The following is a 24,449-nucleotide window of genomic DNA, read 5'->3' on the forward strand; positions in this document are numbered from 1 at the left end:
AGGCGAGGAAATGGACCTCATCATCATCGGGCTGCTCGGCGGCCTCATCACGGGGATCTCACCCTGCATCCTGCCGGTGCTGCCGGTCATCTTCCTCACGGGAGGCGCGCAATCGGCGAGGTTCGAGGGCGGGGGAGACTTCCTCCCTGCGCGGCGCAGCCGACCGTACTTCGTCATCGCCGGTCTCGTCCTGAGCTTCAGCCTCGTGACGCTCGTCGGATCCCTGATCCTCGGGCTGCTCAATCTGCCGCAGGACATCATCCGGTGGGTGGGCATCGCCGTGCTCATCCTCATCGGCGTCGGCCTGCTGATCCCCAAGTTCGAGCGGCTGCTCGAGAAGCCCTTCCAGTGGCTTCCGAAGAAGGAAGTCCAGAACCGCGGAAGCGGATTCGGCGTCGGGCTCGCCCTCGGCGCTGTCTTCGTGCCATGTGCAGGCCCCGTGCTCGCGGCGATCATCGTCGCCGGCTCCACCGGGCAGATCGGCATCGGAACGGTGCTGCTGACCGTCTCCTTCGCCATCGGGGTGGCGATCCCTCTTCTCGCGTTCGCGCTCGCGGGACGCGGCCTCATCGAGCGGATCAAGGCTTTCCGCAGCCGCGAGCGCGGACTGCGCATCGCGGCCGGCATCGCGATGATCGCACTCGCCGTCGGCCTCGTGTTCAACGTGCCGCAGATGCTTCAGAGGCTTCTGCCGGATTACACCGCGGGGCTGCAGCAGGATCTCGCCGAGGAGCAGGCGGATGCCCTCGACCTCGGCGGTCTCGTCACCGATGAGAACCGCGAACTGGACAACTGCACGAACGGCGCCGAGGAGCTGGAGTCCTGCGGCACCGCGCCGTCGATCCGGGGCATCCAGGAGTGGATGAACACGCCTGGTGGTGCGGACGTGGACCTCGCGGACCTGCGCGGTCAGGTCGTGCTCATCGATTTCTGGGCGTACTCCTGCATCAATTGCCAGCGATCCATCCCGCACGTCGTGGCGTGGGATCAGGCCTATGAGGATGCCGGGTTGCAGGTCATTGGCGTGCACTCGCCGGAGTACGCCTTCGAGAAGGACCCGGGCAACGTCGCCGCCGGCATCGCCGACTTCGGGATCGAGTACCCCGTCGCGCTCGACAACACCCTGTCGACCTGGACGAACTATCGCAACCGGTACTGGCCGGCGCATTATCTGATCGACGCCGAGGGTGTCGTGCGCCACATCTCGTTCGGCGAGGGCAACTACGCCGCGACGGAGAAGCTGATCCGTGAGCTGCTCGAGCAGGCCGACCCCGGTGTCGCGCTCCCGGAACCGACGGAAATCGATGACACCACCCCTGAGGTCGGTTCGACGACACGGGAGACCTTCCTCGGTTCGTCGAAGGACGTCAACTACGGGGGCGAGGATCGCTACGGCGCCGGAGCGTCGACGTTCGAGTTCCCCGATGAGCAGCCGCAGGACAGCTTCGCACTCGAGGGCGCCTGGAAGATCGAGACGCAGTATGCGACGCCAGAGGAGTCGACCGGCACGATCCGGCTCGACTACCAGGCATCCGAAGTCCGCATGGTGCTCGCCGGCGCGGGGGAGATCATCGTCCGGGATGCCGACGGCACCGAACGCGCCGTCACCGTCGATGGCACGCCACGCTCCTATGAGGTCGTGAAGCAGGACGCCAACGACCGAGGCGTCCTCACGGTCGACGTGCCCGCGGGCGTCGAGGTGTACTCGTTCACCTTCGGGTGAGCGGTGCGCCGGATGCGAGCGAGAGGAGGTGGATGCGGCATGCTTATGGAGATGGTCATCGACGGCGTGGACGTGCCGGAGGACGGCTCGGCGGGAGATCTCGCCGCCGACCTCCTCGTTCGCGTCGCCGACGGAGACCAGCAGGCGTTCGCGGAGCTCTACGACATGCTGTCCTCGCGCGTCTTCGGCCTCATCCTGCGCGTCCTCGTCAACCGCTCGCAGAGCGAAGAGGTGCTGCAGGAGGTCTTCCTGGAGGTGTGGCAATCCGCTGCGCGCTTCGCTCCGAACAAGGGGCAGGGAAGGACATGGATCCTCACCATCGCCCATCGTCGTGCAGTCGACCGGGTTCGCGCATCGCAGGCGAGTGCCGATCGCGATGTGAAGGCGGGGATCCGCGATCTGGGGATCGCGCATGACAGCGTCGCAGAGCAGGTCGAGTTGAGCATGGCGGGGGAACAGGTGGTCGCGGCGCTGGGGATGCTCCCCGAAGCGCAGCGCGAGGCTCTCGTGCTCGCCTACTACGGCGGCTACAGCCAGAGCGAGATCGCCGTCCTGAGCAAGACGCCGCTGGGGACGATCAAGACACGGATGAGAGACGGGCTCACACGCCTGCGGAGCGAGATGGGGGTGATCGCATGAACGAGCGGGAGTTCGCCGAACTGTCGGCCGGACACGCGCTGAACGCTCTGTCCGCCGAGGACGAGCGACGGTACGCGGACGCTCTCCATGCGCATCCGGAGTGGCGGGAGCTGACCGAAACGGATGCCGAGGACGCCGTACATCTGGCATCGACGGTCGCCGACGTCGCGCCTCCGGCATCGGTCCGCGACGCCCTGTTGGCGCGGATCGCGCAGACGCCGCAGGGCGCGCCTGTCTCGGGGCGGCCGACGACGGCAGAGATCCTTTCGGCAGATCAGGCATCGAGCGCATCCGCTGACGATGCACGGGCGCCGTCGACCGCACGCCGCCGGAGCCGGTTGATGTTCGTGCTCGCCGCCTGTCTCGTCCTCATCGTCGGCATCGGTGCCGGAGCCGCGGTGGTCATCGGGCAGCTGCAGCGACCGGCATCGGTGGTGGCCCTGGAGCAGATCGAGAGCGCACCGGATGCGCAGGAGGCCTCGGTCGAGCTCGAATCGGGCGGCGTCGCGACGGCTCACTGGTCCGAATCCCTCGGCGAAGCGGTGCTGGTCGCCGATGGGCTGGAACAGCTCGACGAGGACCTGACGTACGAGCTCTGGTACGTGCGGGGAGACGCGCCGGTGTCGGCCGGAGTCTTCGACGTCGACGGCGAGACGAGCACGGCGCTCCTCGAAGGCCAGATGCAGACGGGTGATGCGATCGCGGTCACGATCGAGGCAGCCGGCGGCTCTCCGACCGGAGCCCCGACGACCGATCCGATCATCGTGATCCCGACCGCCTGAGCGCGAGTAGCCTGGAGGGATGCCCGAGTTCCGCCGCCCCGTCCGTCGGCCCTCCGCGTCCTTCGACAACTTCGCCGGGTCGGCAGGAGCCGCCGAGAAATCGCGCATCGCGCACGCCACCGCGTCGGCGCTGATCGCCCGCGCGCGTGCGGACGAGAGCGGCGAGAGCACCGAGCGGCTGATCGCCTTCACCGCCGATCACGGGATCGATGAGATCGCCGAACTGTGGTCCGCGGCTCCTGCGGTCTCCCTGCCAGGGGCCCTCTGGCGGCTCTATCTCCTGCAGCTCGCCATCCACAACGACCCGCAGACCGTGGCGCTGCTCTATGAGCGTGGCAGGGTCGAACTGGCGACGGCCGACACGGTCGTGGCGGGTGCACCCGCACCGGCGTCTCCGGAGGAGCTCGTCGTCCTGATCGATGAGATCCTGCGCGGCGCCTTCCGCGGAGACTTCGCGATCGCTCTCGAACGAGCCGCGGCGTTCTGCAGAGTGCACGCTTCGGGCGCCACGCATGTCGCGGATGACTACGAGACGACCGAGCCGGAACGTGCCACCGAGTTGACGACCAGGGCCCTCCGCCTGAGCACCTACGCCAAGGACCTCGCTGCCTGCGCCAACGCCTGGCGCGCCGGCATCCTGACCTGAGGATCTCGCGCCGCGCGCGGGTATGAAAAGACCGGGCCGCAAGAACGCCTCTCGGCGGAAGGCCGCTCGCAGCGGCAGAAGTTGGAGCCCGGGGTTATGCGGCCCGGCCAATCCATTGTAACGCGAGGGCGCGGCAGGTATTCCCGACGGCGGCATCGGTCGTAGAGTCGATCCATGACCCGGCGCTTCGCTCTGATCATCGATCCCGTACTCGCCTCCGACGAGCGCGCGGACTACTCCGATACGTTCACCGAAGTGGATGCCGCGGCCCCGGCGCTCAGCGTCGGTGAGCTCAGCACCCAGCGGGGAGACGGCGTCTTCGAATCGATCGGCGTCGTCGACTCGCATCCGCAGGAACTCGTGCCGCACCTGCATCGGCTCGCCCATTCGGCGCAGCTGTGCGATCTCCCGGCACCGAACATCGAGCAGTGGCGGCAGGCCGTGCGCGTCGCCGCGGCCGCGTGCCCGTCGGGGGAGTCGGTCATCAAGCTGATCCTCAGCCGTGGCGTCGAGCACGGTCCGACGCCGACGGCGTGGGTGACGGCCGCCCCGGCATCCGATTTCTCCTGGGTGCGCACGGAGGGGGTCCGTGTCGTGACGCTGGACCGGGGTTACGGCCTCGACGCGGCCGAACGCGCGCCGTGGTTGCTGCTGGGAGCGAAGACGCTCTCGTACGCCGTGAACATGGCGGCGCTGCGCGAGGCGGCCAGGCGCGGAGCCGATGATGCGATCTTCCTGTCCAGTGACGGATTCGTGCTCGAGGCCCCGACCGCCTCCCTCATCCTGCGGGTCGGCGACCGGTTCGTCACGCCGGCGCCGAACGGCGGCATCCTGCACGGCACGACGCAGCTGAGCGTGTACGACCACCTGGCATCCCAGGGGTTCACGACCGACTACGCGCAGGTCCCGGCATCCGATCTGGCGAAGGCGGATGCCGCGTGGCTGGTGTCGAGCGTCCGCCTGGCGGCGCCGATCACGGCGATCGACGGGCGTCCGATCCCCGTCGATCGTGCGTTCACGGACGCACTGAACCGCTACCTGCTGTCCCCACGGGACTGATCGCGTCCCGTCCCATAGCCGGAAAACGTGGATCAACCGTTCCGCGCCCGGCGTGTCGGCGGGGGACGCTCCGACCCGGCGTCGAATGATCCGGGTTTTCCGCGTGCATCAACGCGGCAAGAATCGCGGCCTCCACGACCGACCAGTTGCGAACGATCAAGTCGTAGTCGAAACGAAGGGTCTGATAGCCGAGTGCCGCAGCAGCGGCGTCCCGAACGAGGTCCTTGTGGCGCCTATCAGCGCCTTCGTGGTTCTCGCGCCCGTCGGCCTCGACGATCAGCCGGTCACCGATCACGAAGTCGACCTCGCCCACGCCGGGGATCAGCACCTGCGTGCGCACGGCGATCCCGATGCGATGAAGGCGTAGACGAATGAGCGACTCCAACCCGCTGTCGGCGTCGGATCGCGCGAAGCCGACGAGCCAGCGCATCCGGACCGGAAGATGTCGCCACAACCAGGCCAGATCTCCAGGTGAGAGCCTGCTGTGGCGGAGTGCGGACTCCAACGCGGCGAAGAACGTGTCCTCGTCCGTGCAATTCGCGATCTGCAGGAGCACGTTCGCGACCGGTGGCAGCGCTCCGACCCGAACGTGTCCGGCATCCCAGTGGAGTCGGCAACGCGTGCAGTCGGATCGAGCGGTTCCCTTGGCCCCCAACCAGACGTGCCAGTGATCTGGCGTCGCGAGGATCCACAGACCATGCAGTTCTCCGGCGGCAGAGCAGCCCAACGCACCGCCGTGCTCGGCCGCATGGAGCAGAGCACCCGCAGTACCGGCCAGAGCGTAGACACCCTGTCGCGGGCGCAGAATCTCTCCGGCGCGAACGGCTCGAGTGAGTTCTGCTTCGGTCACGCCGAAGCGGCGCAGTTCAGACGTTCGAGCCATGCGTCCGAGCCGCCGGAGGACATCCACCGCCCTTGGGAACATCCCGCGAGCCTGCCTGAGCGTGAACCCTGATGGGCGGCGTCGGCGGCGATTGGGGATGATCTCGCCCGAGTGCGCGGCTGTGCAGGGCGAGTCGCGGAACGGGAAAACCCGGACCATCCGTGCCCCGGACGGCGTGTCGAATGACGACACACCGGAAAGGCGGCAGATGATCCGGGCTTCCCGAACGCAGCGAACCTCAGATCATCCGAAGCGCCCGGAGACGTAGTCCTCGGTGGCCTGCACCGTCGGCGTCGTGAAGATCGACGTGGTGTCGTCGTACTCGATCAGCTTGCCCGGCTTGCCCGTGCCGGCGATGTTGAAGAACGCCGTCCGGTCCGAGACGCGCGACGCCTGCTGCATGTTGTGCGTGACGATCACGATCGTGAACTCGTTCTTCAGCTCGCCGATGAGTTCCTCGATCGCGTAGGTCGAGATCGGGTCGAGCGCGGAGCACGGCTCGTCCATCAGCAGCACCTCGGGCGAGACGGCGATGGCGCGGGCGATGCACAGACGCTGCTGCTGTCCACCGGACAGACCCGAGCCGGGGCGGTCCAGACGGTCCTTGACCTCGTTCCAGAGGTTCGCGCCGGTCAGGGACTTCTCGACCAGGTCGTCGGCCTCGCTCTTGGTGATGCGCTTGTTGTTCAGCTTGACGCCGGCGAGCACGTTCTCCTTGATCGACATCGTCGGGAACGGGTTCGGGCGCTGGAACACCATTCCGACCTGCCGGCGCACGAGCACCGGGTCGACGCCCGGTGCGTACAGGTCCTTGCCGTCCAGCAGCACCTCGCCCTGGACGCGCGCACCGGGGATCACCTCGTGCATGCGGTTCAGGGTGCGCAGGAACGTGGACTTGCCGCAGCCGGACGGGCCGATGAAGGCGGTGACGCTGCGCGGCTGGATGTCGAGGGAGACGCCCTCCACGGCGAGGAAGTCGCCGTAGTAGACGTTGAGGTCATTGACTTCGATGCTCTTGGACACTTCAGTTCCTTCGGGTTGCGGCTCAGCGGCCGTTGGTCTTCGGGGCGAACCACTTCGCGATCAGACGCGCGAGCAGGTTCAGGACCATGACGATCAGGATCAGTGTGAGCGCGGACGCCCATGCGCGGTCGAGGGCCGCTTCGGGGTTCGTGCCCTGGTTCATGTACTGGTTGTAGGCGAAAACCGGCAGGGTCATCATCTGACCGCTGAACAGATTCGTATTCAGGCTCTGCGTGAACCCGGCGGTCAGCAGCAACGGGGCGGTCTCGCCGATGACGCGCGAGATCGAGAGCATGATCGACGTCGTGATACCGGCGATCGACGTCGGCAGCACCACCTTGAGGATCGTCAGCCACTTCGGCACGCCCAGCGCGTACGACGCCTCGCGCAGCTCGTTGGGGACGATGCGCAGCAGCTCCTCACTGCCTCGCACGACGACCGGGGTCATCAGCACTGCCAGGGCGAGGGCACCCATGAAGCCCATCGAGATGCCGGGGCCGAGGATCAGCGCGAACACCGCGTAGATGAACAGACCGGCGACGATCGACGGGATGCCGGTCATCACGTCGACGAAGAACGTGATGCCCTTCGCGATCTTCCCTCGGCCGTACTCGACCAGGTAGATCGACGTCATCAGTCCGACCGGGATCGAGATGACCGCGGCCATCAGGGTGATCAGCACCGTGCCCCAGATGGCGTGCACGATGCCGCCGCCGTCTCCGACGACGTTGCGCATCGAGGAGGAGAAGAACTCGGCGTCGAAACGGGCGAGGCCGTTGGCGACCACCGTCCACAGCAGCGAGATCAGGGGCAGCAGGGCGATGACGAACGCCGTGGCGACGAGCGCCGTCATGAGGCGGTCGACGGCCTTGCGGCGGCTTTCGGCGATCGAGGAGATCACCGTGATCAGCACCATGTAGAACACGATGCCGACGAAGACGGCTCCGGCGACGTTGAAGTCCGCGATGTCCACGCCGATGGAGGCGACGGCGAAGATCACGAACGAGATGACGAAGCATCCGAGGAGCAGGGCCCACGGGGCCCACTTCGGAAGCTTGCCCGAGGTGAGAGCGGCCGAAGGCGCGGGGGCGGTGAGAACGGTCATGTCAGTTCGCTCCGGAGAACTCGGCACGGCGGGCGACGATCCAGCGCGCCAGCGCGTTGACGGCGAAGGTCACGACGAACAGGATGAGTCCGGTCGCGATGAGCGTGTTGACGCCCGTGTCGTGGGCTTCGGGGAACGCCAGCGCGATGTTCGCGGGGATCGGCGTCGGGTTCGTCGAGGTGAGCACGAGGAAGCTGACCACGGCGGACGGCGAGAGCACCATCGTCACGGCCATCGTCTCGCCGAGGGCTCGCCCCAGGGCCAGCATGGCCGCGGAGACCATGCCGCCGCGGGCGAAGGGCAGCACGGCCATGCGGACCATCTCCCAGCGGGTGGAGCCCAACGCGAGCGCGGCCTCCTCGTGGAGCTTGGGAGTCTGCAGGAACACTTCCCGGCAGATCGCGGTCATGATCGGGATGATCATCACGGCGAGCACGATGGCCGCGGTGAAGATGGTGCGGCCGGTGGGGGACACCTGGCCGCCGAAGATGGGGATCCACGCGGCGTTGGCGTTCAGCCAGGCGTACACGGGCTGCAGGAGGGGTGCCAGCACGAGTCCGCCCCAGAGGCCGAAGACGACCGAGGGGACGGCGGCGAGCAGGTCGATGAGGTATCCGAGCACCGATGCGAGTCGACGCGGCGCATAGTGCGAGATGAACAGCGCGATGCCGATGGCGATCGGAGCGGCCATGACGAGCGCCATGAACGACGCCCACAGGGTGCCGAACACGAGCGGCCACACGTAGGACCAGAACGATTCGCCCCGCAGGATGTGATTGCCCGAGGTGTCGGACTCGAACGCCGGGATGCTCTGGATGATGAGGAAGGTCGCGACGGCGGCGAGGACGACGAGGATGACGATGCCCGCGCCGAGCGCGGTGCCGGAGAAGACGCGGTCGCCGAGCCGCTGCTTGGCCTTGATCGGTGCGGGTGGTTCCGTCGCCGTCGTGGTGACGACGGGGACCTGCTCGGTCGTGCTCATGGTCTCCCTGTTTCGGGCGGGTGGATGAAGAGCGGATTCTGGACCCGCTGATGCCCTCGCGTCCTGTCAGGACGCGAGGGCATCAGCGTCAGCGTTCAGCCGGAAGGCTGATGTCAGCCGACCTGGATGAGTTCGATCGCGGCGTTGACCTTCTCGCGAAGGCCGTCCGAGATGGGAGCGTTGCCGGCGTTCTCGGCGGCGGCGTCCTGGCCCTCGGCGCTGGCGACGTACGTGAAGTACTCCTTGACGAGGGTCGCGACGTTCTCGTCCTCGTACTGCTCGCAGCCGATCAGGTAGCTGACCAGCGCGATCGGGTAGGCGCCGTCCGCTGCGGCAGCGGGGTCGACGGCGAATGCGAGGTCGCCCTCGCCGCGGCCCTCTTCGAGAGCGGCGCCCTCGACGAGCTGCGAAGCGGCCTCTGCCGAGTACGCGACGAACTCGCCGTTGACGCCGACGTGCACCTGGCCGAGGTCGCCGACCTGCGATGCGTCGGCGAAGCCGATGGTGCCGTTGCCGGAGGTGATCGCCTGGACGACGCCCGAGGTGCCCTGTGCGGCCTCGCCGCCCTGGATCGGCCACTCGTCCGAGACCTCGTAGGTCCAGATCTCCGGCGCGGTCGCCGAGAGGTAGTTCGCGAAGGTCTCCTGCGTGCCGGACGGGTCCGAACGGTGCACGGGCGTGATCGCGAGGTCCGGCAGGGTGGCGTCCGGGTTCAGCGTCGCGATGGCCTCGGAGTTCCAGTTGGTGATCGTGCCGGCGAAGATGCCCGCGATCGTGGCGGCATCCAGGTTCAGCGTGTCGACGCCCTCGAGGTTGAAGGCGACGGCGACCGGCGAGATGTAGACGGGGATCTCGACGATGTCATCGGTGGCGCAGGTGCCGAAGCCGCCCGCGGTGATCTCCTCGGCGTTGAACGCGCGGTCGGAGCCGATGAAGTTGCTCGCGCCGGCGAGGAAGTTCTCGCGGCCCGTGCCGGAGCCGGTGGGCTCGTAGTTGATCGTGACGCCCTCGTTCGCGGTCTGGAAAGCGGCGACCCAGGCCTCCTGGGCGGCCGTCTGCGAGGACGCGCCGGTCGCGTCCAGCGTGCCGGACAGCGTGGACTCGGAGGGCTCTTCGGAGGAGCCGCCGGCGGGAGCCTCGTTCGCGGCACAGCCGGCGAGTGCGAGAGCGGCGACGGCGCCGACGGCGCCGATACGTGCGATTCGGGAGATCTTCACTGTGGATCCTTCGATCGATGATGGGTGGGGCCCGGTGCAGGGCACACAGTGACGCTAGGGGTGACGGTTAACGAGACTCTCCCGCGCAGGTAAACGAGAGGTGAACGGGCGGCAACCCTCTGGGGTGCCCGCCGCACGCCATCAGACCGTCGGGACGTGCGTCTCGATCGCGATGATCCCCGAGCCGGGGTTCGTCGTCGACAGATGCACGACGGAGAATGCGGCGACCTCGAGCGCGGACGCGCTGGACACGTAGGAGCCGCGCAGCGTGCCCGTCGCCAGCGCGATCTCGGTGAGCACATCGGGCAGCACAGGTCCGTGGCTGCAGATCACCGCCGGCTTTCGCGACCGCACCCGTTTGCCGATGACGGCGCGGACGTCGGAGTATCCGTCTTCCCAGGCATCCTGACTCAGGCGAGGCGTCTCGACCGGCACTCGTTCCAGCGCCCTCGCGAGCGGAGCGACGGTCTGCACGCACCGGACAGCGTCGCTGGTGACGATCTTGCGCACACCGAATGCGCGCAGCGGGCCGACGATCGCCTTCGCCTGGCGCTTGCCCCGCTCGGTCAGCGGGCGACCGGCATCCGGACCATCCCACTCCGACCGGGACATCGCCTTCGCATGACGCAGCGCGATCACGGGGAACGTGTGCAGCACGCCGTCGTCCACGAGCGTCTCGAACGAATCCAGGATCTCGGTATCCACGGGATAGCTCAGCTGGGCGCGCGCCTTCTTCAGACTCACCCACTCGATGGCGGCGATCTCTCCGTTGGGAACGAAGGTCGAGCGGCGGATCGCCTCCTCGGTCGCCTCCGCAGCCCAGTAGTGCACGACCTTCTGACGCTTCGGGCGCATGAAGTAGCGGCTCACCCCGACGGGAACTCCGAGCGAGACTCGGATGCCGGTCTCCTCATGCACCTCTCGGACGGCGGTCTCGGCGAGCATCTCGCCGGGGTCCACCTTCCCCTTGGGGAGCGTGACGTCGCGGTACTTCGTCCGGTGGATCAGCAGGATGCGCAGCTTGGAATCGACCAGACGCCACACGACGGCCCCTGCCGCGTACACGGCCTTGTCGTCGCGCACCACCTCGAGGGGCGTGCCGTGCTGCGTCCGCCCGAGGCTCATCGCACCGAACGGCTCCGACGCCGCCTGCGGATCTGGCTCATGGTCTTATCCTGCAGGTCGATGAGCGGCTTGCCCGCGGCATCCACGGTGTGGCGCATCCAGACGCCGCCTTCGCCGAGATGCCAGGAGTTGGTTCCGTCGTCCATGGCGAGGTCGAACAGCGTGATGAGCTCCTCGACGTGCGCTGGGTCGACGACGCGGACCAGGGCCTCGACACGGCGGTCCAGGTTGCGGTGCATCATGTCGGCGCTGCCGATGTGCACCTGCGGGTCGCCGTTGTTGTGGAACGCGAAGATCCGGGAGTGCTCGAGGTATCGCCCGAGGATGCTGCGCACGGTGATGTTGTCCGTGATCCCCGGCAGATCCGCGCGCAGGCTGCAGATGCCGCGCACCCACACGTCGACCTTCACGCCGGCCGCGCTGGCGCGATACAGCCCGTCGATGATCTCCTCATCGACCATCGAGTTGACCTTGATCCGGATGTGCGCCGGCTTGCCGTCGACGGCGTTCTGCCGCTCGTTATCGATATGGCGCAGCAGACCCTTGCGCAGGTGCAGCGGTGCGACGAGCAGACGCTTGAACTTCTTCTCGATCGCGTATCCGCTGAGCTCGTTGAACAGGCGGGTGAGGTCCTTGCCGACCTGCGGGTCGGCGGTGAACAGGCCGAAATCCTCGTAGATGCGGCTGGTCTTCGGGTTGTAGTTACCCGTTCCGACGTGCGAGTAGTGCCGCAGCATCCCGTCTTCCTCGCGGATGACGAGTGCGAGCTTGCAGTGCGTCTTCAACCCGACCAGGCCGTAGACCACATGGACGCCGGCCTTCTCGAGCTTGCGCGCCCACACGATGTTGTTGGCCTCGTCGAAGCGCGCCTTCACCTCGACCAGCGCGAGAACCTGCTTGCCGGCTTCGGCCGCATCGATGAGCGCCTGCACCACGGGGCTGTCGCCCGAGGTACGGTACAGGGTCTGCTTGATGGCGAGCACGTGCGGGTCGCGCGCTGCCTGCTCGAGGAACGCCTGCACGCTGGTCGCGAAGGACTCGTACGGGTGGTGCACGAGCACGTCGCGCTTGCGGATGCTGGTGAAGATGTCCCTGCGCTCGTTGTTGTCGCCCGGCTGGAAGGCCAGCGCGGTCGTCGGCAGGTGCGGCGGGTAGCGCAGATCGGGGCGCTGGATGCGGCTGAGGTCGAACAGACCGCGCAGATCGAGCGGCCCGGGGAGGCGGTAGACCTCCTTGTCCGTGATGTCGAGCTCCTTCACGAGCAGGTCGAGCGTGAGGTCGTCCATGTCGTCCGTGATCTCGAGACGGATCGGCGGACCGAACCGGCGGCGCAGCAGCTCGGCTTCCAGCGCCTGGATGAGGTTCTCGCTCTCATCCTCTTCGATCTCGACGTCCTCGTTGCGCGTGAGACGGAACGCGTGGTGGTCGAGGACCTCCATGCCGGGGAACAGGTCGCCGAGGTGGTTGGCGATGAGCTCCTCGAGGCGGAGGAACCGCTTGATCTCGCTGGCTCCTGGAACCTCGACGAAGCGGGGGAGCATCGGCGGCACCTTGAGGCGCGCGAACTCCTGCCGTCCGGTGCGGGCGTTGCGGATGCGGATCGCGAGGTTCAGCGACAGACCGGAGATGTAGGGGAAGGGGTGCGCAGGGTCGACCGCGAGGGGCATGAGCACCGGGAACACGTGGGCCTGGAAGTACTCGCCCAGGGCGTCGCGCTCGCCGGCGGTGAGCTCGCTCCACTCCGAGATCTCGATCCCGGCATCCGCCAGCGCTGGGCGGACCGAGTTCGTCCAGACACCGGCGTGTCGGAGTTGCAGAGCGTGCGCCTCCCGCGAGATGTCCGAGAGCACGTCCGACGGAGCGCGCCCGACGTTGGTCGGCACGGCGAGGCCCGTGATGATGCGGCGCTTGAGGCCGGCCACGCGGACCATGAAGAACTCGTCGAGGTTGCTCGCGAAGATGGCGAGGAAGTTGGCCCGCTCGAGTTCGGGGAGCGCCGGATCTTCGGCCAGCTCGAGCACACGCTGATTGAACGCGAGCCAGCTGAGCTCACGATCGAGGTAGCGGTGGTCGGGAAGCTGTGCGTCCTCGAAACCGAGAGCGTCGAAGTCGTCGTCCTCCGCGTCTCCGAGACCGGCATCGGCGAGTGAGGGATCCATCATGGGATTCATCTAAGCACCGCCAGGTGACGCGCGCGTGAACGCGTCGCCTCAGCGGGCACCGGCGAGTTGGTCATCCTCGTAGATGTTGAAGCGGTAGCCGACGTTGCGGACCGTGCCGATGATCTGTTCGGCATCGCCGAGTTTGGCGCGCAGGCGCCTGACGTGCACGTCGACGGTGCGGGTTCCGCCGAAGTAGTCGTACCCCCACACCTCGCTGAGCAGCTGCTCTCGGGTGAAGACGCGCGACGGGTGGGTGGCGAGGAAATGCAGGAGCTGGAACTCCTTGTACGTGAGGTCCAGCGCGCGGCCGTGGAGCTTGGCGGAGTAGGACTGCTCATCGATCGTGACGCCTGAGGCCTGCACGCGAGCGGGCTCCGACTTCTCCTCGCTGCGGGCGATCGCGAGTCGGATGCGGGCGTCGGTCTCGGCGGGCCCCGCGGTCGACAGCAGGACGTCGTCGATGCCCCAATCGCCCGACACCGCACTCATCCCGCCCTCTGTGACGACGAGCAGCAGCGGAGCATCCTGACCCGTGGTGCGCAGCAGCTTGCACAGCGATTTCGCGCCGGCGAGGTCGTGCCGTCCATCCACGATGACGATGTCGCTCTCGGGCGCGGAGACGAGCTGGGCCGGCTCCGCGGGGATCTGACGAACACGGTGGCTGAGCAGATCGAGGGCGGGCAGGACCGACTCCGCAGTGGGAGCAGATGTCAGAACCAGAAGCAGGGCCACGCAACGTCCTTTCGGGCGTCCATGACCGTCGCCCTTGACGACGATCGCGAGCGACGCCGTGCGCCCATGATACCGATGCCGGTGCCGTACATGTCGCGCGGAGGGTCGGATGGGGGACAATGAAGGCATGTCCGAACCCGCTCTGGCTCCTCGCAACGCCTTCACCGGGATGATCGTCGTCTGGGCGGTGGCGCTGCTCGCGGCCGTGGCGATCGGCATCTTCGTCGTCGAGCCGTGGCGGATGCCGTCGCTGCTGGTGGCATTCGGCGGCGTCGTGCTGCTCGCGTTCGCCACGCAACTGGGATACGGCCTGACGCACGGCTTCATCGTGCGGGTCTCGGCCAGCATCATGGGAGCGCTTCTGCTGATGGGCGTCATCTCGGTCGGCTTCGGCCTCGCCGCCATCTCCACCGCGGGGTAGAGTGACGGTATGGATCTTTTCGCGCTCGAGCTCTTCTTCATCGGTCTGCTCGGCCTCGCGAGCCTCGCGATCGTGTTCGTCTCCGGAGTCGTTCTGCGGAACCTCTTCCGCGGCCAGCGCTGATCGATCGTGCTCGAGCTGCCGACCGACCTCCCCGCGGATCTCGTTCCGCTCTCCTGGCTCCTGGGCGTCTGGGAGGGCACCGGCGTCATCGACTATCAGGCCGGTGACCACCACTACGAGGGCGAGTTCACGCACCGCGTGAGCTTCAGCCACGACGGCGGGCCGTATCTGAACTACTCCGCGACCGGATGGCTCGCCCGCGGCGATGGCGAGGAGTCGGTGCCCCTGGTCGCCGAGACCGGATTCTGGCGCATCGCACGTCCGGCCGGTCCGACCGACGCGGGCCCCGCGCTGCTGCCGCCGATCGAAGACGCCCCCGCCCGCACGGTCGACGACGTCGAGCTGCTGCGCGCTGAGTCCGGTGGATTCCCGCTCGAGGTCTCGATCGCGCACTCCGACGGCGCGCTCGAGCTGTACCTCGGTGAGATCGCCGGTCCGCGCATCGACATCGCGACCGATGCCATCGTCCGCGGCGCCGGAGGCAAGGACTACGCCGCGGCCACCCGCATGTACGGGCTGGTCGACGGCCATCTGCTCTGGGCGTGGGACATCGCGGCGCTCGGTTCCGAGCTCGGCTCTCACGCGTCCGCTCGTCTGGCCAAGGTATGACGGGTTTCGCGGATCTTCCCGGCGCCGTACTGGATGACGGCGTCGTCGCGCACTACGGCGAGCCGATGCGCGAACAGCGGCGTCTGCTGTCCGGAGACGCCGTCGTGCTGCTCGGCGACCGCACCGTCATCGAGGTCGCCGGTCCGGAGCGACTGAGCTGGCTCGACTCGTTCACCTCCCAGGCCACCACGCGGCTCGCACCGGGGGAGAGCAGCGAATTGCTGATCCTCGACCCGCAGGGGCACGTCGAGCACGCCGCCGGCATCGTCGACGACGGCTCCTCGGCCTGGCTCATCGTCGACACCGGAGATGCCGAAGCGCTGCTGGGCTGGCTGAAGCGAATGGTGTTCCGCTCGCAGGTCACGATCGAACCGCACCCTGAGCGCGCACTGCTCGGGTTCTTCGCGGGCGGTGCGGCCGGGGCCGCGCTCGCCGGAGCGCTCGTCTGGGCGGATCCCTGGGAGCACGTGCAGGTCGGTGGGCACCAGTACGCCGACGTCGCCGAGCATCCGTCCACCGGCTACGCCTGGCGCATCGCCATCCTCGAAGCGGATGCCGCGGCATCCGTGGCCGGATCCGTGGAAGCCGCAGGGCTGCTGGCGGCCGAGGCGCTTCGGATCGCAGCCTGGCGTCCACGGTGGGCCTCCGAGGTCGACGAACGATCGCTGCCGCACGAGACCGACTGGATCCGCAGCGCCGTGCACCTGAACAAGGGCTGCTATCGGGGACAGGAGACGGTGGCGAAGGTGCACAACCTCGGTCACCCGCCGCGCCGCCTCGCTGCGCTGCACCTGGACGGCAGCGACGATGTGCTGCCCGCGCCCGGTTCGCCCGTGTTCGCGGGGGATGCCGAGGTCGGACACGTGACATCGGTCGCACGCCATCACGAGGACGGCCCGATCGCGCTGGCGATCCTTTCGCGCCGCGCGCCGGACGGCGACCTCATCGTGCGCGCCGACGGCGTGGACGTCGCCGCGGCGCAGCAGATCATCGTCCCGGCCGATGCCGGTGCCACGGCGGACGTCCCCAAGCTCACGCGCCTCTCCCGCCGCACCTGACACCGCCGCCGTATCGAGCGCGAGCATCGCGATTCGAGACGGAACTGCTGCTGTCCGACAGCGCCAAGGCGAAAGGCGCGCGGAAGCGTTCGCGGCGCCGGGCTACAGTGTTCTGATGCCCGTTGATGAGAAATCCCGCGTGCGCTGGCGCGATCTCCCTGCGGCTCTGCGTGCCGAGGCAGCGCGCGTGCTCGGCGGGCGGGTGATCTCGGCAGTCAGCCAGCACGACGGATTCTCTCCGGGCAGCGCGGATCGCATCGTCACGGCCGATGGCGCGCGCGCCTTCGTCAAGGCGGTCCGGCAGGCGCATGACGCAACGTGCTTCGATCTGCATCGACGAGAGATCGCGGTGATGCGTGTCATCCCTGACGGTGTGCGCGCTCCTCGGCTGCTGGGCACGTACGAGCGAGAGGGCTGGGTGGCACTCATCATCGAGGACATCGACGGAGAACACCCAGGGACGCAGAACGACGGGTCGCAGATCGAATCCATCCTGGATGCCCTCGCGACGCTTCCCGAGATCGCCGCGGACGCGTTCGAAGCGCTGCCCCGTGCGGCCGACGAATTCGTCGGCGAGCGCGACAGCTGGAGACATCTCGAATCCGAAGGCATCGAGCTGCCGGCCTGGGCGAGCGCATCGTCGCCGCGTCTGCGCGCGGCGGCAGAACGCGTGTGCGACGTCGTGGACGGCGCGCATCTGCAGCATCTGGACTGCCGTGCCGACAACGTGCTGGTCGACGGCGCAGGCGCGGCGTGGATCATCGACTGGCCTTGGGCCGGCGTCGGGGCGCGCTGGATCGACGGACTCATGTATCTGTTCGACGCCCGGCTGCGTGGCGAACGGTTTGACGCCGAGCAGGTGCTGGCTACACAAGAGGTCTTCGCGGGAGTGGGCCCTGACGACATCGATTCTGTGCTCGCCGGGCTGACAGGGCGGTACTTCCAGAAAGCCTCTTGGCCGGCGCCTGCAGGCATGCCCACGCTCCGTGCTTTCCAGTACAGCGAGGCACTCGCCGGGGCGGACTGGTTGCGCGAACGCTGGGGATGACATCCGCGCGTTCACCATCTTCGAACGGGCTTCCGCGATGAAGGTCACGAAGAGCGAGGCGCGACCGCCGACCACGGCACGGTCAGCTCGCCCAGACGCCACCGGCTGCGGCCGCCGAGCACGGGCCATCCCTGCGCCTTCAGCGCCGTCGCCGCGGCGATGAACCGCTGAGTCGCACCGAACGTCGACAGGGGAGCGGCTCTGTCCCACTCCCGGTCGAAGCCGACGAGCAGATCGTGCACACGCTCGCCGGGGACGTTCCGATGGATGAGCGCCTTCGGCAGGCGCTCTGCGACGATTCCCGGCCTCTCGAGCTCGGCCAGTCGCAGTGAGATCGTGAAGCGCGCCGGCACTCCGTCCGCGGTCACATCCACCCAGCTCGCGATCCGGCCGAGCTCGTCGCACGTTCCCTCGACGAACAGTCCGCCGGTCGCCAACCTGCCCGCGACCGTCCGCCAGGCGTCTGCGACGTCCGCCTCGTCGTACTGACGCAGCACGTTCATCGCCCGGATGATCGCGGGACGTCGTCCGCCCGAGACGGGCACTTCGAACCCGCCTCGCTCGAACGACACCCGGATGCCGGAGTCGAAGGGCGTGCGACCGGCACGGACCTCGGCGAGCTGGTCGCGGGCGGTCGACACGCGCGCGGGGTCGAGCTCGAGGCCGAGGACCTCGGCATCCGGGCGCACACGAGCGAGACGCGTGGCGAGCTCGAGCGCCGTGACTCCACTGGCGCCGTAGCCGAGGTCGATGACGAGAGGGTCCGAAGCCGCGCGGAACGCGGCCGAAGCGGCGATCCACCGATCGTTGCGCCGCAGGCGGTTGGTGCCGGTGGTGCCGCGCGTCGGCCTGCCGAGCGGAGATGACGCCATGGGTCAATCCTGGCAGGGCTGCTCGATAAGCTGGAATCATGACGCGCACCCTGATCCTGCTCCGCCATGGCCGGAGCGAATGGAACGAACTGAACCTGTTCACCGGCTGGGTGGACGTCCGCCTGAACGCACAGGGCGAGGCCGAGGCACGCCGCGGTGGCGAGCTGCTCGCCGAGGCGGACCTCCTGCCCGATGTGCTGCACACCTCGCTGCTGAGCCGCGCGATCCAGACCGCCAACATCGCGCTGGACGCCGCCGACCGCCTGTGGATCCCCGTGACCCGTTCGTGGCGTCTGAACGAGCGGCACTACGGCGAGCTGCAGGGCAAGGACAAGGCCGAGACGCTCGAGCAGTTCGGACCCGAGCAGTTCCAGCTGTGGCGTCGCTCGTTCGACGTGCCGCCGCCCGAGCTCGACGACGCCAGCGAGTTCAGCCAGGTGAACGACCCGCGGTACGCGGGCATCGACGGCGAGGTGCCGCGCACCGAGTCGCTCAAGCTCGTGATCGACCGCCTGCTGCCGTACTGGGAGAGCGCGATCGTCCCCGATCTGGAGGCCGGCAAGACGGTTCTCGTCACTGCGCACGGCAATTCGCTGCGCGGCCTCGTCAAGCACCTCGAGGGCATCAGCGACGACGACATCGCCGAACTCAACATCCCCACCGGCATCCCGCTGGTGTATGAGCTCGACGAGAACAACGTCCCGACCGGTCCTGGTCGCTACCTCGACCCCGAGGCCGCCGCAGCCGGCGCCGCCGCGGTCGCCGCGCAGGGCAAGAAGTAGGACGACACGACGAAGGCCGGATGCTGTCGCAGCATCCGGCCTTCGTCATGAACGGGTCAGGCGTGCCCGAGCTCCTGCTGCTCTGCCACCTGGGCTTCGAGCGCCAGCGCGATGTCCTCTTCCTGGACGGCCCAATCGCCGGTGGAGAGGTAGACGACCTTCTTGGCGACGGCGACCGCGTGGTCGGCGAAGCGCTCGTGATAGCGGCTGGCGAGCGTCGCGTCGACGGTCGCGTGCGCTTCGCCCTTCCAATTGTCGCTGAGCACCTTCTCGAAGACGCTGGCGTGCAGCTCGTCGACGTCGTCGTCCGCGTTGCGGATCGCGTCGGCGAAGCGGAGGTCCTGCGTGCGCAGCAGCTCGCTGAGGGTGCGCGAGATCTCGACATCCAGCTCGCCCATCTTGGTGAAGGTGCCCTTGAGGCCCTTCGGGATGGCGCGCTCGGGGAAGCGAAGTCGTGCGAGCTGGGCGATGTGCTCGCTCATGTCGCCCATCCGCTCCAGAGACGCGCTCACGCGCAGGGCCGTGACGACGATGCGCAGGTCGCGGGCGACCGGCTGCTGGCGTGCCAGGATCTCGATGGCCTGCTCGTCCAGGGCGACCGCGAGCAGGTCGATCTTGGCGTCGTCGGCGATGACCTCTTCGGCGAGACCGACGTCGCTCGTCGCGAAGGCGCGGGTCGCCTTGTCGATCGAAACCGTGACGAGATCGGCGATCTCCACGAGGCGGGACTGAAGGTCCTCAAGGGACTGGTGGAAGACTTCGCGCATGTGCGGCGCAACCTTTCGGGTCTCAGCGGCGTGGTACGGCCGATCGGTGGGCGCAGCGCCTCGTGCGGGCCCGAAGCGATTGTGTTCGTCGAAGGTTAACGAACGGTGCCCAGAACGTGAATAGTAGTTCGTCACGACCCGCTGTGGCGCGGAAACCCGCAGAAGTCGTGGTGAACGCACTCTACGCTTGTTCTATGACCACGCCGCAGATCGCGCTGCTCGCCCTCGCCATCGGTGTGCTCATCGGCGCGGGGATCTGCGGCCTGATACTGCTCGCCTACCGGGCCCGTGCGGAGGCCGAAGCCGAGACGTCGACGACGATTCCGCCGGGCATCACGGACGTCCTGCTCAGCATGGAGGATGCCGCCTGCGTCGTCGACGCATCCGGACTCGTGCTGGCGACTTCGCACGCCGCCGAGCTCTTCGGGATCGTGAGCGGCTCGACGCTGGAGAACCAGGAACTGCGTCAGCTGGTGCGCACCGTCCGCTCCACCGGCGCATCGGAGACCGAGACCATGCGCATCAGGCGCACCGGCACGACGCTGGACCCCCGGCTCGTGTCCGCGCGTGCCAGCGCGGTCGGCGCCCGGCTGACCCTCCTCGTCATCCGCGACGTCACTGAACAGGAGCGCCTCGATGAGATGCGCCGAGACTTCGTCGCGAACACCAGCCATGAGCTCAAGACACCTGTGGCCTCGGTGAGTCTGCTGGCCGAGGCCATCGAGTCGGCCGCCGACGATCCGGCTCAGGTGCGGGCGTTCGCGAGCCGCATCTCGGCGGAGGCGACGCGTCTCGGGCAGCTCACGGGGCGCATCATGAGCCTCTCTCGGCTGCAGGCGGCCGACGGGCTCACCGATGTCGCCATCGTCGCGATCGACGAAGTGGTCGCGGCATCCATCGAGGCGCACGCTATCCAGGCCGACTCCGCGGGGGTCGAGCTCGCCAGAGGCGGCGACCGCGACATCTGGGTGCGCGGCGACGCGCAGATCCTGATCGAGGCCGTCGGAAACCTCATCGCGAACGCGATCGTCTACTCACCGCGCGGATCGCGCGTCGGCGTCGGCGTCAGGGCCGCCGAGGGCGTGGTCGAGATCGCCGTGTCCGATCAGGGGATCGGCATCTCGGAATCCGATCGTGAGCGGATCTTCGAGCGCTTCTACCGCGCGGACGAAGCGCGCTCGCGCCGCACCGGCGGCACCGGGCTCGGCCTGTCGATCGTCAAGCACGCGATCCATCGCCACAGCGGCGAGGTGCGGGTCTGGTCCCGCCCCGGCCGTGGATCGACCTTCACCATCCGCCTTCCGCGAATCGATGCCCCCGAGCCGGAGGACATCAGCAGGAAGACCAAGAAGAAGCGCACGAAGAAGGCCGCGAAAGCGGCTCGCGCACGAACCGGAGAGAGCGTATGACCCGCATCCTTCTCGTCGAGGACGAACCAGATCTCGCCGATCCCCTTGCCTATCTGCTGCGTCGTGAGGGCTACGAGGTCGAGATCGCCGAAGACGGCCCTGGTGCGCTGAACGCGTTCCGCGAGCAGGGCGCCGACATCGTGCTGCTCGATCTGATGCTCCCGGGGATGCCGGGGACCGAGGTGTGCCGCCAGATCCGATCGACCTCGGCGGTTCCGATCATCATGCTCACGGCGAAGGACTCCGAGGTGGACATCGTCGTCGGGCTCGAGCTCGGTGCGGACGATTACATCACCAAGCCCTATTCGTCCCGCGAACTGCTCGCGCGCATGCGCGCCGTGCTGCGCCGCGTCGTGCAGGCCGAGAGCGAACTCGACGAGCGCGTGCTGGACGGCGGGCGCGTGAGCCTCGACATCGACCGGCACACGGTCACGGTCGCAGGTTCCCAGATCAACATGCCGCTGAAGGAATTCGAACTGCTCGAGGTCCTGATGCGCAACTCGGGTCGCGTGCTCACCCGGGGGCAGCTGATCGATCGCGTCTGGGGCAGCGACTACTTCGGCGACACCAAGACGCTGGACGTGCACATCAAGCGCATCCGATCGCGCATCGAGGAGAATCCGTCCGACCCGACGATGCTCGTGACCGTCCGCGGTCTCGGCTATCGATTCGAGGGCTGAACGCACGCCATGCGAAGAAGGCCGGTCACCCGTTGCGGGGACCGGCCTTCTTCGATGTTCGGGATGCTGAGGCTCAGTGCTCCTCGGACTCCGAAGCGTCCGGCTTGTCGGTGGGCACCGGCGTCTCGGTGGGGACGCTGACCTCGTCGTCGATGCGGATCTCCTCCTCAGCGGGCTCCGGCACGAGGTCGGAGTAGTAGGGGAGGGCGCCGTCCAGCACGGGGACGTTGACCGCGTCGCCGGTGCCGTCGCCGGACTGGAAGTAGACCTCGACCGTGGAGCCGGGGGCGAAGGTCAGATCGCCGTCGGCGTCCGCGCTGTCCAGCAGCAGCGGCTCTTCGTTCGCGCCGAGGCTGACGGTCTCTTCGGCCGGGACCTCGACTTCGAAGGGCTCGAGACCCTGCAGCTCCACCGTGACCACGACGTCCTCGTCGGTCGGGTTCACGAACGCCGCGACCAGGTTGCCCAGTTCGCCGCTCTCGTCGGCGATGATCATCGCGTTGCGGATGGCGACGGGGCCGGAGGAGTCGGCGACGTTCACCCCGTCGGACGCCGAGTAGGCGATGGTGCTCGCCTGGGGGGTGATGAAGGTGCACCCCGTCGCACCCGTCAGCACGACAGCGCTGAGAACGACAGACGCAACAAGGCGCGATTTCACGGGTCCTCCTGAGATGCGGCGGGAAATGCACGTCCATTCTATGCGTACGCCGGGGTGGCCGTCGGGACGGAGGGGGCGCAAACCTTAGTGCATGTCGCCTGTGGTATCCTGGAGGTTGCCGAAAGGACACGCTTTTATGCTTTTTGAGGTTGGCGAGACCGTCGTCTATCCGCACCACGGAGCCGCGACGATCATCGAGGTCAAGGACCGTATCATCAAGGGCGAGACGAAGAAGTATCTGAAGCTCAACGTCACGCAGGGGGATCTGATCATCGAGGTCCCCGCCGAGAACGTCGACCTCGTCGGGGTCCGCGACGTGATCGGCAAAGAAGGGCTCGACCACGTGTTCGAGGTGCTGCGCGCCCCGTTCACCGAGGAGCCGACCAACTGGTCGCGTCGCTACAAGGCGAACCTCGAGAAGCTCGCTTCGGGTGACGTGATCAAGGTCAGCGAGGTCGTTCGCGATCTCTGGCGCCGCGATCAGGACCGCGGCCTGTCCGCGGGCGAGAAGCGCATGCTGGCGAAGGCTCGTCAGATCCTCATCTCCGAGCTCGCGCTCGCGGAGAAGATCGACGAGGACAAGGCCGGCGCCCTCCTCGACGAGGTGCTCGCTTCCTGAACGGATGACTTACGAGAAAAGGCGGATGCTTCGGCATCCGCCTTTTCTCGTCTGCGCAGGTAACGTGAGAGCGTGACCGTGCTGCCCGTACCCGATACCGCCATCATCGTCGTCGCGGCCGGATCGGGCACGCGTCTCGGCGCCGGCGCCCCCAAGGCGCTCGTGGGGATCGATGAGCGTTCGATCCTGCGCCATGCGCTCGACGGCGTGTTCGCCGCGGCGCCGATGCAGGTGATCGTCGTCGCACCGGTCGGATTCGAGGGAGAGGCCGAGAGCGAGTTGCGCGCTGCCGCCGGCGATCGTGCGGATCTCGGCAGAGTCGTCACGGGCGGGGCCACCCGCCAGATGTCCGTGGCGGCCGGGCTCGGTGCGCTGTGGGGCGATGTCACCTGCGTGCTCGTGCACGATGCCGCACGGGCACTGACGCCCGCGGCGCAGATCGACGCCGTCGTCCAAGCGGTCGCCGGCGACGCGGGGGCGATCCCGGTGCTGCCGGTCGTCGATACCCTCAAGCGCGTCGAGGGTGCGGCGGTCGTCGGCGGCGTCGACCGATCCGAGCTCGCCGCGGCTCAGACGCCGCAGGGATTCCCGAGGCTTCCTCTGGAAGCCGCCTATGCGACCGCTCTGTCCTCCGGAATCGAGTACACCGACGATGCGGCGCTGTACGCCGCGGCAGGACACGACGTGCACCGCATCGCGGGGTCGCAGCGCGCGTTCAAGATCACGACGCCCGCCGATCTGGAACGTGCGCGGCATCTGCTGGGCGCCGTGGCGTCCGCTCCGGTCATCCCGGTCGTGGGGGTCGGCACGGACGTGCACGCCTTCGGCGGCGACGGGAACCTCTGGCTCGCCGGCCTGGAATGGCCCGGGGAGCCTGCGCTCTCCGGGCACTCGGACGGGGATGCCGTGGCTCACGCGATCGTCGACGCGCTGCTGGGGGCCGCAGGCCTCGGCGACATCGGCCAGCACTTCGGTACGTCGCATCCGGAGTATGCGGGAGCGCACGCCCATGTCTTCCTCGCCCGCACGCTCGAACTGGTGAACGAGGCGGGCTGGAGCATCGGCAACGTGTCTGTGCAGTTCCAGGGGAATCGGCCGCGATTCAGCGCCCGCCGCACCGAGGCCGAACAGGCGCTGTCGAGTGCGCTCGGGGGAGCGCCCGTGACGGTATCGGCGACGACCACCGACGGTCTCGGGTTCCCCGGCCGCGGCGAGGGGATATCGGTGACCGCGATCGCAGTTCTCGTGCCGGACGCTTCACGGATCCGATGACGAATCACGGAGGTTTTTCCCCGATCCCTTCGTGATTCGTCACAGTGTCCGTG

At 67.9% G+C, this 24,449-nt stretch carries 25 protein-coding genes and 1 pseudogene; 14 read left to right on the plus strand and 12 right to left on the minus strand.

What is annotated here, in order from left to right; translation table 11 throughout:
• The first annotated feature begins 10 nt into the window (after positions 1 to 10).
• The 5 genes from ACI7YT_RS04720 (at position 11) to ACI7YT_RS04740 (ending at position 4,849) form a co-directional block, all read left to right on the plus strand.
• On the plus strand, positions 11 to 1,723 hold the full coding sequence (locus ACI7YT_RS04720; RefSeq protein ID WP_406249314.1) for a cytochrome c biogenesis protein DipZ: 1,713 nt from the start codon (positions 11 to 13) through the stop codon (positions 1,721 to 1,723).
• 39 nt (positions 1,724 to 1,762) lie between these two features.
• Positions 1,763 to 2,362: an ECF RNA polymerase sigma factor SigK gene (sigK, locus tag ACI7YT_RS04725; RefSeq protein WP_406249315.1), complete on the plus strand. Its 600-nt coding sequence runs from the start codon at positions 1,763 to 1,765 to the stop codon at positions 2,360 to 2,362.
• Positions 2,359 to 3,144 (plus strand): anti-sigma factor domain-containing protein, encoded by a 786-nt coding sequence (locus tag ACI7YT_RS04730; protein ID WP_406249316.1) that lies wholly within the window; start codon positions 2,359 to 2,361, stop codon positions 3,142 to 3,144. Before sigK ends, ACI7YT_RS04730 begins: the two co-directional genes overlap by 4 nt.
• A gap of 19 nt (positions 3,145 to 3,163) precedes the next feature.
• Complete coding sequence (locus ACI7YT_RS04735) at positions 3,164 to 3,790, plus strand: DNA-directed RNA polymerase subunit beta (RefSeq protein ID WP_406249317.1); 627 nt, start codon at positions 3,164 to 3,166, stop codon at positions 3,788 to 3,790.
• Positions 3,791 to 3,964: 174 nt separating this feature from the next.
• Entirely contained in the window at positions 3,965 to 4,849 is an 885-nt protein-coding gene (locus ACI7YT_RS04740; protein WP_406249318.1) for an aminodeoxychorismate lyase, read from the plus strand.
• Here ACI7YT_RS04740 and ACI7YT_RS04745 read toward each other — a convergent pair.
• The 9 genes and pseudogenes from ACI7YT_RS04745 to ACI7YT_RS04785 all read right to left on the minus strand — a co-directional run bounded on the left by ACI7YT_RS04745 (position 4,806) and on the right by ACI7YT_RS04785 (position 14,078).
• Complete coding sequence (locus ACI7YT_RS04745) at positions 4,806 to 5,405, minus strand: endonuclease domain-containing protein (protein ID WP_406250494.1); 600 nt, start codon at positions 5,403 to 5,405, stop codon at positions 4,806 to 4,808. The genes ACI7YT_RS04740 and ACI7YT_RS04745 overlap by 44 nt on opposite strands.
• A gap of 276 nt (positions 5,406 to 5,681) precedes the next feature.
• A pseudogene (locus tag ACI7YT_RS04750) lies at positions 5,682 to 5,891 on the minus strand (hypothetical protein); the annotation flags it as partial.
• Between the two features lie 84 nt (positions 5,892 to 5,975).
• Positions 5,976 to 6,755: a phosphate ABC transporter ATP-binding protein PstB gene (gene pstB / locus ACI7YT_RS04755; RefSeq protein WP_406249319.1), complete on the minus strand. Its 780-nt coding sequence runs from the start codon at positions 6,753 to 6,755 to the stop codon at positions 5,976 to 5,978.
• A 22-nt stretch (positions 6,756 to 6,777) separates the two neighbouring features.
• The gene (gene pstA, locus ACI7YT_RS04760; protein ID WP_406249320.1) at positions 6,778 to 7,860 is read right to left on the minus strand and encodes a phosphate ABC transporter permease PstA; all 1,083 of its coding nucleotides are present in this window, start codon (positions 7,858 to 7,860) and stop codon (positions 6,778 to 6,780) included.
• 1 nt (position 7,861) lies between these two features.
• Complete coding sequence (gene pstC, locus ACI7YT_RS04765; RefSeq protein WP_406249321.1) at positions 7,862 to 8,842, minus strand: phosphate ABC transporter permease subunit PstC; 981 nt, start codon at positions 8,840 to 8,842, stop codon at positions 7,862 to 7,864.
• A gap of 113 nt (positions 8,843 to 8,955) precedes the next feature.
• Entirely contained in the window at positions 8,956 to 10,059 is a 1,104-nt protein-coding gene (locus tag ACI7YT_RS04770; protein WP_406249322.1) for a phosphate ABC transporter substrate-binding protein PstS, read from the minus strand.
• 141 nt (positions 10,060 to 10,200) lie between these two features.
• Entirely contained in the window at positions 10,201 to 11,184 is a 984-nt protein-coding gene (locus ACI7YT_RS04775; RefSeq protein WP_406249323.1) for an NUDIX domain-containing protein, read from the minus strand.
• Positions 11,181 to 13,346 (minus strand): RNA degradosome polyphosphate kinase, encoded by a 2,166-nt coding sequence (locus ACI7YT_RS04780; protein ID WP_406249324.1) that lies wholly within the window; start codon positions 13,344 to 13,346, stop codon positions 11,181 to 11,183. The genes ACI7YT_RS04775 and ACI7YT_RS04780 overlap by 4 nt, the downstream gene beginning before the upstream one ends.
• Before the next feature lie 48 nt (positions 13,347 to 13,394).
• Entirely contained in the window at positions 13,395 to 14,078 is a 684-nt protein-coding gene (locus ACI7YT_RS04785) for a winged-helix domain-containing protein (protein WP_406249325.1), read from the minus strand.
• Positions 14,079 to 14,205: 127 nt separating this feature from the next.
• Between ACI7YT_RS04785 and ACI7YT_RS04790 the strand changes: the two genes are divergently transcribed.
• From ACI7YT_RS04790 to ACI7YT_RS04805, 4 genes are all read left to right on the plus strand, one after another.
• On the plus strand, positions 14,206 to 14,499 hold the full coding sequence (locus ACI7YT_RS04790; protein ID WP_406249326.1) for a hypothetical protein: 294 nt from the start codon (positions 14,206 to 14,208) through the stop codon (positions 14,497 to 14,499).
• 129 nt (positions 14,500 to 14,628) lie between these two features.
• The gene (locus ACI7YT_RS04795; protein WP_406249327.1) at positions 14,629 to 15,231 is read left to right on the plus strand and encodes an FABP family protein; all 603 of its coding nucleotides are present in this window, start codon (positions 14,629 to 14,631) and stop codon (positions 15,229 to 15,231) included.
• Positions 15,228 to 16,289 carry a YgfZ/GcvT domain-containing protein gene (locus ACI7YT_RS04800; RefSeq protein ID WP_406249328.1) on the plus strand — a complete coding sequence of 354 codons (1,062 nt, stop codon included), beginning with the start codon at positions 15,228 to 15,230 and terminating at the stop codon, positions 16,287 to 16,289. The genes ACI7YT_RS04795 and ACI7YT_RS04800 overlap by 4 nt, the downstream gene beginning before the upstream one ends.
• A 115-nt stretch (positions 16,290 to 16,404) precedes the next feature.
• Complete coding sequence (locus ACI7YT_RS04805; RefSeq protein WP_406249329.1) at positions 16,405 to 17,337, plus strand: hypothetical protein; 933 nt, start codon at positions 16,405 to 16,407, stop codon at positions 17,335 to 17,337.
• A gap of 44 nt (positions 17,338 to 17,381) precedes the next feature.
• Here ACI7YT_RS04805 and ACI7YT_RS04810 read toward each other — a convergent pair whose 3' ends face one another.
• Entirely contained in the window at positions 17,382 to 18,209 is an 828-nt protein-coding gene (locus ACI7YT_RS04810) for a class I SAM-dependent methyltransferase (protein WP_406249330.1), read from the minus strand.
• 38 nt (positions 18,210 to 18,247) lie between these two features.
• Between ACI7YT_RS04810 and ACI7YT_RS04815 the strand changes: the two genes are divergently transcribed.
• Positions 18,248 to 18,991 (plus strand): phosphoglyceromutase, encoded by a 744-nt coding sequence (locus ACI7YT_RS04815; RefSeq protein ID WP_406249331.1) that lies wholly within the window; start codon positions 18,248 to 18,250, stop codon positions 18,989 to 18,991.
• A 56-nt stretch (positions 18,992 to 19,047) separates the two neighbouring features.
• On the opposite strand, the gene phoU is transcribed toward ACI7YT_RS04815, so the two are convergent.
• Positions 19,048 to 19,758, minus strand: a complete 711-nt coding sequence (gene phoU / locus ACI7YT_RS04820; RefSeq protein WP_406249332.1) for a phosphate signaling complex protein PhoU — start codon at positions 19,756 to 19,758, stop codon at positions 19,048 to 19,050.
• A gap of 194 nt (positions 19,759 to 19,952) precedes the next feature.
• On the opposite strand from phoU, the gene ACI7YT_RS04825 reads away from it, so the two are divergent.
• Together ACI7YT_RS04825 and ACI7YT_RS04830 are read left to right on the plus strand one after the other, a co-directional pair.
• A complete protein-coding gene (locus ACI7YT_RS04825; RefSeq protein ID WP_406249333.1) occupies positions 19,953 to 21,167 on the plus strand; it encodes a sensor histidine kinase in 1,215 nt (404 codons plus the stop codon).
• A complete protein-coding gene (locus ACI7YT_RS04830; RefSeq protein ID WP_406249334.1) occupies positions 21,164 to 21,847 on the plus strand; it encodes a response regulator in 684 nt (227 codons plus the stop codon). Before ACI7YT_RS04825 ends, ACI7YT_RS04830 begins: the two co-directional genes overlap by 4 nt.
• A 73-nt stretch (positions 21,848 to 21,920) precedes the next feature.
• Here ACI7YT_RS04830 and ACI7YT_RS04835 read toward each other — a convergent pair whose 3' ends face one another.
• A complete protein-coding gene (locus ACI7YT_RS04835; RefSeq protein ID WP_406249335.1) occupies positions 21,921 to 22,505 on the minus strand; it encodes a DNA modification methylase in 585 nt (194 codons plus the stop codon).
• 136 nt (positions 22,506 to 22,641) lie between these two features.
• On the opposite strand from ACI7YT_RS04835, the gene ACI7YT_RS04840 reads away from it, so the two are divergent.
• Positions 22,642 to 23,124 (plus strand): CarD family transcriptional regulator, encoded by a 483-nt coding sequence (locus ACI7YT_RS04840; protein WP_264157127.1) that lies wholly within the window; start codon positions 22,642 to 22,644, stop codon positions 23,122 to 23,124.
• Positions 23,125 to 23,196: 72 nt separating this feature from the next.
• The gene (gene ispD / locus ACI7YT_RS04845; RefSeq protein WP_406249336.1) at positions 23,197 to 24,396 is read left to right on the plus strand and encodes a 2-C-methyl-D-erythritol 4-phosphate cytidylyltransferase; all 1,200 of its coding nucleotides are present in this window, start codon (positions 23,197 to 23,199) and stop codon (positions 24,394 to 24,396) included.
• Positions 24,397 to 24,449: the final 53 nt, after the last annotated feature.

This window comes from Microbacterium sp. M (assembly GCF_045181065.1).
GTDB lineage: Bacteria > Actinomycetota > Actinomycetes > Actinomycetales > Microbacteriaceae > Microbacterium.

Excerpts from the sequence above, each read along its gene's own strand:
- ACI7YT_RS04720 (WP_406249314.1), top strand. The coding sequence starts at position 11 with ATGGACCTCATCATCATCGGGCTGCTCGGCGGCCTCATCACGGGGATC.
- sigK (WP_406249315.1), top strand. The coding sequence starts at position 1,763 with ATGCTTATGGAGATGGTCATCGACGGCGTGGACGTGCCGGAGGACGGC.
- ACI7YT_RS04730 (WP_406249316.1), top strand. The coding sequence starts at position 2,359 with ATGAACGAGCGGGAGTTCGCCGAACTGTCGGCCGGACACGCGCTGAAC.
- ACI7YT_RS04735 (WP_406249317.1), top strand. The coding sequence starts at position 3,164 with ATGCCCGAGTTCCGCCGCCCCGTCCGTCGGCCCTCCGCGTCCTTCGAC.
- ACI7YT_RS04740 (WP_406249318.1), top strand. The coding sequence starts at position 3,965 with ATGACCCGGCGCTTCGCTCTGATCATCGATCCCGTACTCGCCTCCGAC.
- pstA (WP_406249320.1), bottom strand. The coding sequence starts at position 7,860 with ATGACCGTTCTCACCGCCCCCGCGCCTTCGGCCGCTCTCACCTCGGGC.
- pstC (WP_406249321.1), bottom strand. The coding sequence starts at position 8,842 with ATGAGCACGACCGAGCAGGTCCCCGTCGTCACCACGACGGCGACGGAA.
- ACI7YT_RS04775 (WP_406249323.1), bottom strand. The coding sequence starts at position 11,184 with ATGAGCCTCGGGCGGACGCAGCACGGCACGCCCCTCGAGGTGGTGCGC.
- ACI7YT_RS04780 (WP_406249324.1), bottom strand. The coding sequence starts at position 13,346 with ATGATGGATCCCTCACTCGCCGATGCCGGTCTCGGAGACGCGGAGGAC.
- ACI7YT_RS04790 (WP_406249326.1), top strand. The coding sequence starts at position 14,206 with ATGTCCGAACCCGCTCTGGCTCCTCGCAACGCCTTCACCGGGATGATC.
- ACI7YT_RS04800 (WP_406249328.1), top strand. The coding sequence starts at position 15,228 with ATGACGGGTTTCGCGGATCTTCCCGGCGCCGTACTGGATGACGGCGTC.
- ACI7YT_RS04805 (WP_406249329.1), top strand. The coding sequence starts at position 16,405 with ATGCCCGTTGATGAGAAATCCCGCGTGCGCTGGCGCGATCTCCCTGCG.
- ACI7YT_RS04810 (WP_406249330.1), bottom strand. The coding sequence starts at position 18,209 with ATGGCGTCATCTCCGCTCGGCAGGCCGACGCGCGGCACCACCGGCACC.
- ACI7YT_RS04815 (WP_406249331.1), top strand. The coding sequence starts at position 18,248 with ATGACGCGCACCCTGATCCTGCTCCGCCATGGCCGGAGCGAATGGAAC.
- phoU (WP_406249332.1), bottom strand. The coding sequence starts at position 19,758 with ATGCGCGAAGTCTTCCACCAGTCCCTTGAGGACCTTCAGTCCCGCCTC.
- ACI7YT_RS04825 (WP_406249333.1), top strand. The coding sequence starts at position 19,953 with ATGACCACGCCGCAGATCGCGCTGCTCGCCCTCGCCATCGGTGTGCTC.
- ACI7YT_RS04830 (WP_406249334.1), top strand. The coding sequence starts at position 21,164 with ATGACCCGCATCCTTCTCGTCGAGGACGAACCAGATCTCGCCGATCCC.
- ACI7YT_RS04840 (WP_264157127.1), top strand. The coding sequence starts at position 22,642 with ATGCTTTTTGAGGTTGGCGAGACCGTCGTCTATCCGCACCACGGAGCC.